7 protein-coding genes are annotated in these 13,389 nt (G+C 73.8%); 4 read left to right on the top strand and 3 right to left on the bottom strand.

Annotated features, from left to right (window positions below; translation table 11 throughout):
* Nucleotides 1–14: 14 nt before the first annotated feature.
* Both B4915_RS01750 and B4915_RS01745 read right to left on the bottom strand, forming a co-directional pair.
* The gene (locus tag B4915_RS01750; RefSeq protein ID WP_105804121.1) at nt 15–3,686 is read right to left on the bottom strand and encodes an aldehyde dehydrogenase family protein; all 3,672 of its coding nucleotides are present in this window, start codon (nt 3,684–3,686) and stop codon (nt 15–17) included.
* 185 nt (nt 3,687–3,871) lie between these two features.
* Nucleotides 3,872–4,423, bottom strand: a complete 552-nt coding sequence (locus B4915_RS01745) for a YbhB/YbcL family Raf kinase inhibitor-like protein (protein WP_105804120.1) — start codon at nt 4,421–4,423, stop codon at nt 3,872–3,874.
* A gap of 162 nt (nt 4,424–4,585) precedes the next feature.
* On the opposite strand from B4915_RS01745, the gene B4915_RS01740 reads away from it, so the two are divergent.
* The 4 genes from B4915_RS01740 (at nt 4,586) to B4915_RS01725 (ending at nt 8,931) form a co-directional block, all read left to right on the top strand.
* Nucleotides 4,586–5,419 (top strand): FadR/GntR family transcriptional regulator, encoded by an 834-nt coding sequence (locus tag B4915_RS01740; protein ID WP_105804119.1) that lies wholly within the window; start codon nt 4,586–4,588, stop codon nt 5,417–5,419.
* Between the two features lie 53 nt (nt 5,420–5,472).
* Complete coding sequence (locus B4915_RS01735; RefSeq protein ID WP_245907292.1) at nt 5,473–6,981, top strand: carboxylesterase/lipase family protein; 1,509 nt, start codon at nt 5,473–5,475, stop codon at nt 6,979–6,981.
* Between the two features lie 9 nt (nt 6,982–6,990).
* Nucleotides 6,991–7,941, top strand: a complete 951-nt coding sequence (locus tag B4915_RS01730; RefSeq protein WP_105804117.1) for a tRNA uridine(34) hydroxylase — start codon at nt 6,991–6,993, stop codon at nt 7,939–7,941.
* Nucleotides 7,942–8,145: 204 nt separating this feature from the next.
* On the top strand, nt 8,146–8,931 hold the full coding sequence (locus tag B4915_RS01725; protein WP_105804116.1) for an RNA polymerase sigma factor: 786 nt from the start codon (nt 8,146–8,148) through the stop codon (nt 8,929–8,931).
* A gap of 906 nt (nt 8,932–9,837) precedes the next feature.
* Here B4915_RS01725 and B4915_RS01720 read toward each other — a convergent pair.
* Nucleotides 9,838–13,356 (bottom strand): DUF7507 domain-containing protein, encoded by a 3,519-nt coding sequence (locus B4915_RS01720; RefSeq protein ID WP_181158425.1) that lies wholly within the window; start codon nt 13,354–13,356, stop codon nt 9,838–9,840.
* Nucleotides 13,357–13,389 lie beyond the last annotated feature (33 nt).

Genomic DNA, 13,389 nt, shown 5'->3' with positions numbered 1-13,389 from the left:
CCCGGGGCGGGCGCCTACCCCAGCTCGAGTTCGGGGTCCACGAGCCCGTGCCGGTGCGCACGCGCCGACACGGCCTGCTCGCGCAGCAGGGTGAGCAGCTCCACCGGCCCCGCCATCGTCACGGGCTCCGCCCAGAGCGCGGTGCGGTCGAGTCCGCCGAGCCACTCCGCCGTGCGCACGGGGTCACCGCCGATGAGCCGTACGCGGGAGGCGGTCGCGCCGTCGGCGCCCACGGGACCGGCCACCGCGAGCCGCTGCACCCAGTCGTCGTCGCGCTCGAGCGAGCGTTCGATCCCGAGCCGGTCGAGCAGCGCGCTCAACTCGGCGGGCAGCACTTCCCCGGTGGAGACGGTGACCGGCGCGCGCACCAGCAGCGCCGCCGCAAGGACCCGCACGAGGGAGGCCATCCGCGCCCCCTCGGCGAGCCGCAGCTGCGTGGGCACCGGGCGGTAGCGGATCAGATTGCGCTCGATCCCGAGCCCCGCGGTGTCGCGTTCTGCGGCGAAGACGGTGCGCCACGCGAGCGCGTCGGAGAGTGCGGCGCGGCGCACCTCGTCGAAGGACTCGTAGTCGAGGAGGGGCTGGGCGGCTTCGACGAGCATCCGCACTTCGGGCTCCAGCCCGCGCAGGTGGAGGGTCTCGCTGCGGGTGCCCGGCCGGGGCAGCCACGAACCCAGCGGAAGCAGCCGGTTCGGGCCGCCGCTCATGGCGGCCATCCCCATCGAGGCGTCGTTCCAGCCGCCACCGGGCTGGCGCTCGATGCGGGCCGCCGTGGTCGGGCGGTTGATCGAGACGGAGGCCGCCTCGATGCCGCCCAGCCAGGCAAGGATCTCCTCGGGGTCGTGCGACTGCAGTCCCGCGGCGACCCCGCTGCCGGGGGCGTTCTGCAGGGCGAGCGCCTCGCCGAGGGTGTGCACGTGGGCGACGCCGAGCACCGGCACGCCGCGGGCGTCGTCCCAGAAGCGCGAGCGGGCGGGCACGCCGAGCCGCACGCCAGGACTCCACAGCAGCCCCTCCTCGTCGAGGCGGCGCGGTTCGACCAGCCACTCCTCCCCGCGCCCGAGTTCGGTCAGCGCCCGCCGACCGGCCTCGTCGGGCGGGGCGGGCAGCGGTCCGACGTCGAAGGACAGCGGATCCGCGGGCCCGGGGCGGGCGGTGTCGCCGGGGCGCAGCGCTCGCACCGCGTCGGCGAGCGCGTCCCGCAGGCGGCGTGAGCGGGCCGCGCCCCCGAGCAGCACGAGGGCGTGGGCGGCGCGCGGATCCGAGCCGGCGCCGCGGAACGCCGATGCGACGACATCGGTGACGGCGCGGTCGACCTCCGCCGAGGAGGTGACGAGGATGGACCCGCGCGCGTGGAAGCGTCCCTCGACGCGCAGATCGGGCCGGCGCCGCGCAAGCTCGCGGGCGGCGGCCCGTTCGCCGAGCACCACCGCGCGGTCCACCTCGGGGTGGGCCGCGAGCTCGGCGAGCGTGCGGCCGATGCTCACGGCTTCCAGGCGCACCGCTCCGGCCGTCAGCCCGGCCGCCTCCCACTCTTCGAGCAGCGCTTCGGCGGAGCGGCGCAGCCGTTCCGGCACCGCCCAGAGCGCCCCGCTGCCGGCTGCGAGCGCCGAGAGCACCGCCTCCGCCTGCTCCGAGAGCGGCGCCCGGGCGTCCGCGGCCACCAGGGTGAGGCGCTGGGGGACGAAGGCGGCGCCGCGCACGGCGGCGAGCCCCTCCGCGAGCTGCCCGGTGTAGCGGGCGGCGTCCACGATGTCGTTGATCTCGGCGTCGAGTTCGCCGATCGGGGCGCCCGTGTCGGCGGCGAGGGCCGGCAGGAGCCGATCGCGCGCGGCGACGACGCCGAGAGCGGCCCGGCGCAGGCGGGCGGCTCGGGCGTGGTGCGGCAGATCCGTCCAGCGGAGGGCGGCTTCGCGCGCCTCGTGGGCGGCGTGCCCGGGATCGAGGTCCGCCGGCGACAGGGCCACGGTCTCGTTGATCGCGTCGCGCTGGGCGACCGCGGCTGCGGCCTCCGCGAGCAGCTCCCGCGCCCAGTCCCGGTTCGCGGAGAGGCTGCCGTCGGTCTCGGGCTCGTTCGCGAAGCCGGAGGGGGAGACGACCGGGATGGGGATGGCGGGGTTGATCTCCTCGATGGCCAGTTCGCCGGTGGCGTCGCGCGTGAGGCCGAGGACCGCCGCGGTGAGCCCGCCCGTGTCGTGTCGCGACGGCTCGTCGGGGGCACGGTAGAAGAGCGCGCTGTCGCGCTCGCTCGGATCCCACTCCCGCGCACGCAGCTGGGTGCGATGCGAGGCGGGGGCCGGCTCGGCGGCGAGCGCGACGGCTTCACGGAAGAGGACGCGGTCGGCCCGCAGTTCGGGCTGCCCCTCCAGGTCCGGGTCGCGCACGAGGGCGGTGAGCCGCCCGAGCGCGGAGTCGGGGTCGGCGGCTTCCGCGAGAAGACCGACGAGGGGTTCGACCGCCCCGGCGAACTCCCGGGGTGCCACGACGGGGATGGCCACCCGCACCTCGGAGACGAAGCCGGCGAGGCTTTCGGCGAGGCCGGGGGCGACGCCGGCGCGCAACTGCACGGAGCACAGAGCGGCGACGTCGAGGTGCTCGGCGAGGGCGGACACGGCGCCCAGCACGAGCGGATCCTCCGTCGCGATCACGGGTCGCAGCACGGCCGCCCGGCCGGGATGGAGCGCGAGCTCGGTGAGGCGCAGCAGCTGCGCGACCGTGTCACGGCGCCCCTCGATGACGGGCACGGGCAGGCCGCTCTGCAGGGACGCGATGCGCTCCGCCCCGGCGACGCCGGAGACCCCGATCACGATCTCGGGCGGGGCGCCGCCGTCGGCGACGCGCCGCTGCGCCCAGCGGCTCAGCCGATCGTAGTGCTCGCGCGACTCGGGCAGCTCCGCCATGAGCCGCACGGCGACGCGGGCCCGGTCGAGTTCTGCGTCGATGAGGGCGCGCACGGCCAGCTCGGGCAGGAGTCTCGCCCAGCGCACGCTCCGCGCCTCCAGGTGCACGGTGGTGTCGTGCGCGATCGCCGCCTCGAGCACGGGCCGCAGGGCTCGCGCGGCACGGGCCACGTCGTCCTCCGCGGACCAGTCGCTCCCGCCGGGGGCGATGCGGGCGGGGTCGACGACGAGGTGCGTGACGGTGGGGACGGCGGCGAGCGCGGCGAGGCGCTCCGCCTCCGCTGCTGCGGCGTCGGGGCCGTGGACGGTCTCGCCGAGCGGCACGGTGACGGGGACCAGGCCGGCGTCGGAGTGACGACGCAGTGCGTCGGTGAGCCGGCTCAGCCGCGCCGGGGAAGCTGGTGGCAGCCTGGCGGCGACCACCAGCTTCGCGACCCGCTCGCGCAGCCATCGACGCGCGACGGGCACCACCGCCCACGGCAGCCCGAGCGACGCGGCGCCGCCCGCGCGCACCGCCAGCCGGTCGCGGGCGGGCAGCGAGCGGGGGACGTCCTGCGCGGCGCCGTGGAGGCCGAGGGCGGAGGTCATCGCGTCCTCGGTCTCGCCGATGAGCTTGAGCAGGCGGCGGGCGAACTCGAGCGATTCGGGGTCGCCGCCGAGCAGGTCCCGTCCGCGCGTGTCGAGCGCGCCCGGGTGCTCGCGCAGGGCGGCGACGAGCGCGGCGGTCCGGCTCTCGGCCCGGTCGGCGACGACGGCCCACACCTCGCCCGGAGTTTCAGCAGCCATGTTCCCCACTGTAGGCGGAGGCGAGGCGGATCATGCTCCCCCGCGCCGCGTCCGACGGAGCTCTGAGGACGCTCGCCCCCGGCCGTCGCGGGCCGCAGGGACACGCCCCCGCCCCCGCCCCGCCGCCACTCGCAGCCAGCGAGGAGCAGGAGGGTTGGGAGGGGGATTGGGTGGAAGGTGGGAGGCTAGGCTGCGCCGCCGAACTCCCCCGTCGCGACGATGACGGCACGGGCGATGACCGCGTCCCGCATCATGAAGCCGAGCACGGCGGGCGTGGCCTGCGGGTCGACATCGATGTGCTCGACGTCGAGCGCGGGGACCACGAACCAGTAGTGGTGCACGCCGGTGCCCTCGGGCGGTGCGGCGCCGGTGAAGGCGGGCTCCCGCATCTCGTTGGGGAGCATGACGGCGCCCTCCGGCAGCAGTCCGCCGCCGAGCGAGCCGGCGTCCGCCGGCAGCTCCGTGACGCCCACCGGGATGTTGGCGACGGCCCAGTGCCAGAAGCCGGAGCCGGTGGGCGCATCGGGGTCGAAGCAGGTGAGCGCGAAGCTCTTCGTCTCCGCCGGGAAGCCCGACCAGCTCAGCTGCGGCGAACGGTTCGATCCCCCCGCGTCGGCCGCGTACACCTCGGCCGGCAGGGGCTCTCCGTCCTGGATCTCGTCGCTGTGGAGGGCGAAGGCGGGCACCTCGCGCATGCCCGCGTAGGGGTTGATCGGTCCTCGGCTCGGCTGCGTCATGGCTCTCCCTCGTGTGTCGATGTCCACGGCGTCCGCGCGATGGGCCCCGCGGTCGGTGCCCCCAGCTTAGGCCTCCGGCACTCCCCGCTCCAGGGGGCGGTCGGCGGCGCTCGATATACTCGTGTTCTCAGACGATGGGGCCTCGATCGGAGCGGAGTGAGCATGGCGATGACCACGGGATCCGAGCGTGCTCGCGCAACGCTCGCCTACCTGCGGCGCAAGATCACGACCGGCGAGTGGCCCGTGGGCAGCCGGATCCCGATCGAGCCGGAGCTCGCGGAGCAGACGGGCGTGGGCCGCTCCACGGTGCGGGAGGCGGTGCGCTCCCTCGCGAGCGTGGGCATGCTCGAGACGCTGCCCGGGCGGGGCACCTTCGTGCGATCGGCCGCGCCGACGAGCACGCTGCTGAATGAGTTCCTCGCCGACTTCACCCTCGAGGAGATCCTCAGCTACCGGCGGGCACTGGAGATCGAGGCCGCGCAGCAGGCGACGATCCATCGCACGGAGGAGGATCTCGCCGCGCTCGAGCGGGCCGCCGCCGAAGAGGTGGGCTGCACGCGCTGCCCGGTGCTGGGCCTTGCCACGGGCGGGGAGGACAGCGCCTTCGACAGCAAGTTCCACCGCCTCATCTTCGACTCGGCCAAGAACCGGCTGCTGGCGTCGCTCTACGCGGGGATCAACGACCAGCTGCGCACGCCCGAGCATCGCGGACGCCTCGCGAACGTGGCGACCGGCTCTGAGATGGAGCGCGACCACGCGCGCGTGCTCGACGCGATCCGCCGCCGCGACTTCATCGACGCGGTGCACGCGATGGCCGAGCACGTGGACCACGACGTCGTCATCGTCACCGACCAGCATCAGGTGATCCCCCCGCTCACCCGGACGCCCGAGCAGCAGCTGCGCATCGATCAGGTGCGGGAGGCCGCGGATGTGCGCGAGGCGAGCGGGGCGCGGGAGGCCGAGCTGCGGGAGGCCGAGGGAAGGGCCCGGGCCTGAGCCGCGCGGCGGAGGCTGAGGGGGGCCCGATCGTCGAGACCCCCTCCGGCGCGGTGCGCGGGACGTGGGAGCGCGCTGATCCGGGCGCTGCCGGCTCCGGGGCCGCCGTCGAGACCGAGGGACGCGGCAGGATCGCGGTGTTCCGCGGCATTCCCTACGCCGAGCCGCCGGTGGGGTCGCTGCGCTTCGCCCGGCCACAGCCCCGGGCGGCCTGGACGGGCGTGCGCGAGGCGCGGGCGTTCGGGCCGACCCCGCAGCGCGGCGAGACGGGGATGACGCTGATCCCGGAGCACAGCGTGCCGGGCGACGACACGCTGAGCGTCAACGTGTGGACGCCGGATCCCGATCCCGCGGCCGCGTTGCCGGTGCTCGTGTGGATTCACGGCGGCGGCTACATCTCGGGGTCTCCGGCGAGTCCCTGGTACGACGGGCGGGCCTTCGCCCGGGACGGCGTGGTGCTCGTCACGGTCTCCTACCGGCTCGGCTTCGCGGGCTTCGGCTGGGTGGAGGACGCGACGCCGAATCGCGGGGTGCTCGACTGGGTATGCGCGCTGCGGTGGGTGCGGGACCACATCGCGGCCTTCGGGGGCGACCCCTCGCGGGTGACGATCGCCGGCCAGTCGGCGGGCGGCGGGGCCGTGCTCACCCTGCTCGGGGTGCCGGACGCGGCCGGGCTGTTCTCCGGCGGATATGCGATCTCGCCCGCGGTGGCGGACCCCTCTGCCGCGGCCGCCAGGCGGAGGGCGCTGCGACTGGCCCGCCTGGCCGGGGTGACCGCCGACGCCGCTGGCTTCGCCTCGGTCCCCGAGTCGAAGCTGCTCGCCCTGCAGCCCCGCATCACCTCACCCGCCGCCCCGCACCTGCTGCACGATGTGCACGCCATCGTGCGTGCGGGCCTGCTGCTCGGGCCCGTCGCGGACGGGGACGTGGTGCCCGTCGACACCCTCGCGGCGCTCACTGAGGGACCGAGCGCCGGGGTGCCGCTCGTGCTCGGCACGGCGGACGACGAGCTGACGGGGCTGTTCCGCCCGGGCGGGCTGCTCGACCGGGCTCCCCGGCGTGTGCTGCTGCGCGCGCTGGGCGCCTCACGGGAGGCGGCGGAGGCCTGGCTGCGGACGCGCCGCGCCGCGGAGTGCACCGGAAGCGCGGAGCTGCTGGGGCGCTACCTCAGCGACGCGGTGTTCCGCTCCTGGGTGCCGCGTGCGGCCGAGGCCCGTGCGGTCTCGGCCGTGGCTGGGCCCACCTGGAGCTACCGTTTCGCCTGGCATCCCGACGATCCGCCGCGGGCGGGGCACTGCGGCGACGTGCCGTTCGTCTTCGACCGCCTCGACGCGGCCGGCGTGGAGCGGGTGGCGGGACCGCAGCCCCCGCAGGCGCTCGCCGACGCGATCCACGGGGCGGTGGTCGCCTTCGCCCGCGACCGCGACCCCGGCTGGCCGGCCGACACCGCGGGCAGCGGGCCGAGCCGCATCTTCGACCTGCCGGTCCGGGACGAGCCGGGCGCCTACGACGACGCACGCACCCTGCTCGCCGCGCCGCCGGCCCAGCACGAGCCCGCGTAGCATGGTCGGGTGAGCGAGCCCAAGATCCTGCTGTACTACGCCTTCGCGCCGATCCCGGATCCCGAGGCGGTGCGGCTGTGGCAGCGGGAGCTGTGCGAGTCGCTGGGGCTGCGGGGCCGGATCATCGTCTCGCCGCACGGGATCAACGGCACCGTGGGGGGCGAGCTCGACGCGTGCAAGCGGTATCTACGGCGCACGCGCGAGTACGGCCCCTTCGCCCGTCTCGACGCGAAGTGGAGCGACGGCAGCGGTTTCGTCGCGAGCGCGCCCGAGCGCCTGCACGGCGTCGACCGCTCGGCGCCGTGGGCGCGCATCGCCGACTTCCCGAAGCTCAGCGTGAAGGTGCGGGAGGAGCTCGTCGCCTTCGGGATCCCCGAGGAGCTGCGCGTCGACGCCGACGGGGTCGTGGGCGGCGGCGAGCACCTCTCGCCGGAGGCGGTGCACCGGCTGGTCGAGGAGCGCGGCGAGGAGGTCGTGTTCTTCGACGGGCGCAACGCCTGGGAAGCGGAGATCGGCCGCTTCCGCGGGGCGGTGGTGCCCGAGACCCGCACCACCCACGATTTCATCGCGCAGATCGACGCCGGAGCCTTCGATGAGCTGAAGGAGCGGCCGGTCGTCACCTACTGCACGGGCGGGATCCGCTGCGAGATCCTCTCGGCGGCGATGCGGGATCGCGGATTCACGGAGGTGTACCAGCTCGACGGCGGGATCGTGCGCTACGGCGAGGCCTTCGGCAACGAGGGGCTGTGGGAGGGGTCGCTCGCCGTGTTCGACGGGCGCGAGACGATGGACTTCGCTCCCGGGGCCGCGGTGCTGGGCCGCTGCGCCGTCTGCGGCACCGCCACGAAGCGGCTCGCGAACTGCGCCGAGCCCTCGTGCCGGAGCCGCTTCGTCGCCTGCGACGCCCACGCGGGCGCGGCCTGCGCCCTCCACCGGCCGGTCGCGGCGACGCCCCGCTGAGCCACGGGCGCAGCGCCCGGAGCCGTTCCCGCGCTCCGCGCCCGCGCTCCGCAGCCTCCGCGCGGAAACCGCCGGAGCATCCCCGCGGAGCCGCATTCCGCGCAGCCGTGACGGCATTCGGCGCATCGCGATTCCGCCGCGCACCGTCCTTTTCTAGCGTGCTCTCAGACCACAGGGGTCGGGGAACAGCTGGGGAGCACGGTTATGCCGAAACGGGGACGTTCGTGGTGCGATCACACGGAGGAGGAACTGCTGGCCGCGGCGCGGCGGGCCGAGCGCGGCGCGTACGCGGAACTGTGGCGGCGTCACGTCGGCGCCGCCATCGCCGCGGTGCGCACGCTCGCTCGCGACGCCGCGGAAGACATGGTGGCGGAGGCCTTCGCACAGCTGTGGAGCCAGCTGCTCGCGGGCGGAGGCCCGCGGCAGTACTTCCGCGCGTACCTGATCGCGGTCTCCCGCAACCTCACCGCCCGCCACTTCCAGCAGCGCCGTCACGAGGTCTCCGGCCTCGACGGTGAGCAGCTCGACGCGCTGACCGGAGCGCGAGCCGCCGGAGCCGACGAAGCGCTGCTGCGGGCCGAGGAGCAGCGGCTGCTGCGCGCCGCGTTCGACGCGATGCCGGAGCGCTGGCGGACGGTGCTGCGCTTGCAGCTCGTGGAGGGGCACTCGCGCGGAGAGATCGCCCGGCAGCTCTCGCTCGAGCCGAACGCGGTATCGGCGCTCGGCCGGCGGGCGCGGGCGGGCCTGCGCAGCGCGTGGCTCGCCGAGGGGGCGGGCGTCTCAGGACACGTGATCCCGGCGCCGCACCGCGTTCCGGGCGCGTTCGAGCGCGTCGACGGAGCCGAAGCCGGTGAGCTCGGCGATCCTCGCTCGGCGCAACTCCGGCTGCTCCCGCGCGATGCGCGCGGCAGCGGCGGCGCGCACGCGGCGGATCGTCCCGGACACGGTGGTCCCCTCGGCCTGGAAGGCGAGCTGGACCGTACGGGATGAGACCTTCAGCCGTTCCGCGAGGCGCGCGCTGTTGAGGGCACGATCGGGGTATTCGTCGAGGATCAGCTCCACGGCGGTGCTGAAAAGCGACGGGGATCTGCGTTCCGGGAGGCCGACGATGAGTCGCACGGTGGAGCGGGCGATCTCCTCCGCCGCCGACTCCAGCGGAGAGAAGTCGTCGATGTCCGTGAGCGACAGGGCGCAGAGGTTCGCCGCGAAGGCATACATGGGGGCCAGCAGCGCGCTCGGCAGCGGAGTCGGCGAGACGGATGCCTCCCCGGCGTCGAGCACCCCCCGGACGAAGCGCGCGGGCACGCTGAAGTAGACGACCTCCGTCCGCGGACGGGTGGCCGTGATCTCCACGGGGGTGTCCCCCGGGAGCACGAGGTAGGCGCCCGGTTCGCGGCGCACCACGGGCGCTCCGTCCGGGAACTCGAGGCCGCCGTCGCGCACGAGCAGCACGAGGGCGCGGCCGATCGAGAGGCGGTCCCGTCTCCAGACGATCGTGAGCGGCGGCACCACGGCGTGCACGAAGGTGAACTCGGGGAAGTGCGCGATGCGCGCGCGCAGTGCGTGCGCGGCCTCGATGCGGGAGATCTCGATGCCGGCGGTGTAGAGGTACTCCTGCAGGTGGGGGTTGTGCGGGATGTCCTGCAGACCGTGGAACTGCACGTCGAGACGGTGGAAAGGACGCTCCGAGAACAGACGGTTCCGCCGCTCGAAGCGGTCCGTCCGCGACACTTCTGCTCCCGGCATCACAGCCTCCCCTCCGCTCGGCCACCCTCAGCGTAGCGAAGGGGCCGCGGCAGGGCCATTCGCGGCCGCGCACCCGCTGCCGCAGGGTCTGCCCCTGCCGCTGCCGATGCGTCTGGCCGCGCGCGGCGACAGCCGGCCGCTCTGCCCGGGTCAGCGAGCGCCCGCGCGGCGTCGCCGGCGCTGCCACAGCACACCGCCGGCCGCGAGCACGCTCAGCAGTCCCGTCCCGACCCAGAAGCCGAGGGTGCCCACCCCGCCGGTGAGCGGCAGCTCCGGTCCCTCCTGCAGGACGTTCTCGATGGGCTGCTCCAGGGCGGTCTCGCCGAGCACCTCGACGAAGCGGGGCGTCGCGTCGAGCTGGTAGCCGGCGGGCGCCCGCGTCTCGACGAGACGGTAGCGGCCGTCGTCGAGCGGGTCGATGCGGAATGCGCCCGCGGCGGGATCGACATCGGGTCCGTCGCACGCTGCGGCGGAGTCGGCCACGCAATCGGTCACCGGGACCGGGTCGCCGACGGGCTCGTCGTTCTCGTCGACGGGGGTGAGCTCCCACTCGGAGCCGGCGAGACGCTCGGTGTCGGGCGTACCCGCCGCGACCTTCTCCCAGGACAGCGAGGAGGGCTGCACGATCACGACCGCCGGATCGCAGTCCTCCTCGGCGGGAACCGAGGGGGCGGTCTCGTCATCGGGGTCGACGGGCTGCGGCACCACGCAGGCGGTGTTGACCAGGTTGCCGGCGGGCGTTCCCGCAGCGACCGGCACCTGGTACTCGACCACGAGCTGGTTCTCCTCGCCGGGTTGCAGCTCCGGGATCACGGCCTTGCCGTCGACGACGGTGAGGCCCTCCGGCAGCGGGTCGAGCTTCGCGAGATCCACCCGGTCGTCGGTGACGACGACGTTCTGCAGCGGCTGGTCGCCGGTGTTCGTGATGACGAGACGATAGGGCAGGGTGTCGCCGGTGTGGACGCTCGGTGCGTCGTCGATGTCGTTGGCGTCGTGCCACTCCTGCTCAGCGTCAGCGACGTACTTCTTGATCGTCACCGAGTTCACGGCGCCGATCTCGAAGGCTCCGGAGGTGCGCATGCGCAGCTCCTGGCGGGAGGCGCGCGACTCGGCGCGGTTGACGTAGCGGTCGCCGTGGGTGGCGCCCTCGGTGACGACGGCGACGACGAACTCCTGGGTGGAGCCACCGGCGAGCGCCGGACCGATCACGCGCACGGCCGTGGCCTCGGCGGTGAAGTCGGTCGACCAGCCGACGGTGTTGCCGCTGACGTTGCCGGCCGAGCCGTTCGAGGCGTGGGCGGGATCGTCGACGAGCGTCGCCGGATCGGCCGTCGTGTAGTAGACGGTCGCGTTCGCAGCCGCCTGCACCGGGCCGCTCAGCCGGTAGCCGCCGGTGAAGGAGGTGCCTCGGCCGTCACCGTTGTAGGGCAGGACGTCGATGGTGTCCGTGAAGGCCGAGCTGCGGGTGTCCGTCGAGGTGAGTCGCACGGTCCACGAGTCCTCGGCGGCTCCGCCGTTGTGCGGCACCTTGCTGGCCGCCGCGGTCTTGGTGAGCAGCACGAGGCCGCCGTCGCGGATGCGCACCGTGTCCGTCGCCGTCGCGGTCGAGCCGCTGATGTTCGCCGTCACCTCGTTCGTGAAGGCCGACCCCGGTTCGGCGTCCGCGGGCAGGCGCACGCTGTACGTCATGACGTAGTCGGTGTTCGTCTGAACGTTCGCGAGATTCCAGGTGAGCTTCTGCCCGCTCTGGCTGGACGGCGCCGTCGAGGCGCTGCCCGGCACATAACTGGTGCCCGCGGGCAGGGTGTCCGTGAGGGTGTAGTTCGGAACCGTCACGTTCGAGCCCGCCTCGGCACGATAGGTCACGGTGTACTGCACGGTGGCTCCCGGAACCGAGTAGTCCTGGTCCGCGACCTTGGTGACCCGCGGGTTCGCCGCGATCACGCGCATGATGTCACGCCCGGACGAGGTGAAGGGGTACCGGGTGCCCGGGGTCAATGTGCCCGTCGCCGGCACGTCGCTCGGATTGGTGGACCGGGTCGGGTTCTGCCAGCTCGTGCCGCCGTTCCGGTTGTAGGACATCCAGGTCCAGATGTCCTGGCCCACGGGCACATTGCTCTTGATCCGGCTGTGCACGTACAGCATGGCCAGGCTCTCGGTGACGTTCGCTCCTGCGGCGGCGGTGATCTCTGCGCGGACGGCACGGATCGAGGCGGGATTGCTCGGCTTGGTGGTGGTCCAGCCGCTCCCGTCGCAGGTGAAGGTGTTCGGGTTGTAGCTGGTGCTGTTGGGGTTGAGGTTGTTGTTCACGCCCGTGCCGGTGTAGTACCAGTAGGTGATGCCCGGGTAGGGCGTGACGACCCCTTCTTCGAGACTTCCCACGACCGCATCCACGAAGTCGACGTACTTGGAGTCCATGATGACGCAGAGTCCGGCGGAGGGCTCCCCAGGCGCCGGAGGCAGGACGCCGGCATTCGCGAGAATCGTGTCGCCGGCCATCGCCCGGGAGGTATCCGTCCACTGCGTTCCCGGCAGCTGCGGCCGCAGGCCGCTGAAGCGCCAGCCGCCCGTGAAGATACCGCGCGTGACGGCGCGGCTCGTCGAGTTGTTGTTCGTCAGGTCGTTCGAAGTCGCGCCGTCGACCGAGACATAGGGGCCGGTCGGCTTCGCGTCGATGGTGAGGGTGGTGGTGCCCTTCCACGTCCACTGGACGTTCACTTCACCGGCGGCGACCACGTCCCAGTCGGTGGGCAACGGCGCTCCGCCGGAGTCCTCCGTCGGCAGGAGCGTCTTCGAGTAGTCGATGCCCGTGAGGGTGAGCCGCATGGTGTTCGTGCCGGTCGGCTCCAGCTTGCACTGGGTGACGAACGGCGCGCGTCGCGGGGGGCTCGAATCAGCATCGGACCGCGGATGCCCGGCGAAGTAGCCGGGTATCACGTCACAGCCGTCCGCGTGCGGGAGCAGGACCTCCCCGCCGGAGGCGGTGAACGTGAGGTCGTAGGTGATCGTCTGGGGTCCCGGCTCGCCGCCGGGTGCGTGCCGCAGCGACCACGGGAAGTTCGCCTTCTGCTGGGTTCCCTCGTTCAGGGTTCCCGTGCCGCCGTCCCACTTCATATCCATGGCGAACACGTTCTTGATGGGGATCTCAGGCAGCTGCGCCGTGACGCCGCCGATCTCGGCGCCCACGCTCACCCGATCACCGCTGTTGCCGACCGCGCGGATCCCCGCGAGGAGCAGCTCGGCACTCCCCTGATCGCGCGTGCCGAGATTGCAGCGCAGGGAGCTGCCGTCGGCCGAGATCTGGGAGGCGGGGTCGACGCCCTCGACGAGGCAGGCCTCCGGCAGCACGGTGAACACGCCGTGCTGCACCGTGAAGTTCACGGTCACATTGTCGACGGGCGCGTTGCCGGGTGCGGGTGCGTCGTCATTGATGTTGTAGCGCCACACCGAGACGATGTTGTCGCCGGTCTTCACCGGGTTCGGGGTGCCCGCCTGCCACTCGCCCTCGATCTCGTAGACCGTGGCCGCCGTGGCCGGGGCGGTCTGCGCCCAGCCCAGCCCCCCGGCCAGGGCGAGTGCGACGGCTCCGGCCCCGATCCGGCGCCATCCCTTGCGTGCGGGTGCGGCGCCGCGCGCTCGTCTCCCGCCGCTCGTCCTGCTGAACAACATCCTCATCCGTCTCTCCGCTCCGTTCCCACGTTC

It is taken from the genome of Leucobacter massiliensis (assembly GCF_002982315.1).
Lineage (GTDB): Bacteria > Actinomycetota > Actinomycetes > Actinomycetales > Microbacteriaceae > Leucobacter > Leucobacter massiliensis.
Note: the sequence above shows the minus strand (reverse complement) of the source record. Positions and strands in the feature narration are given on the sequence as shown.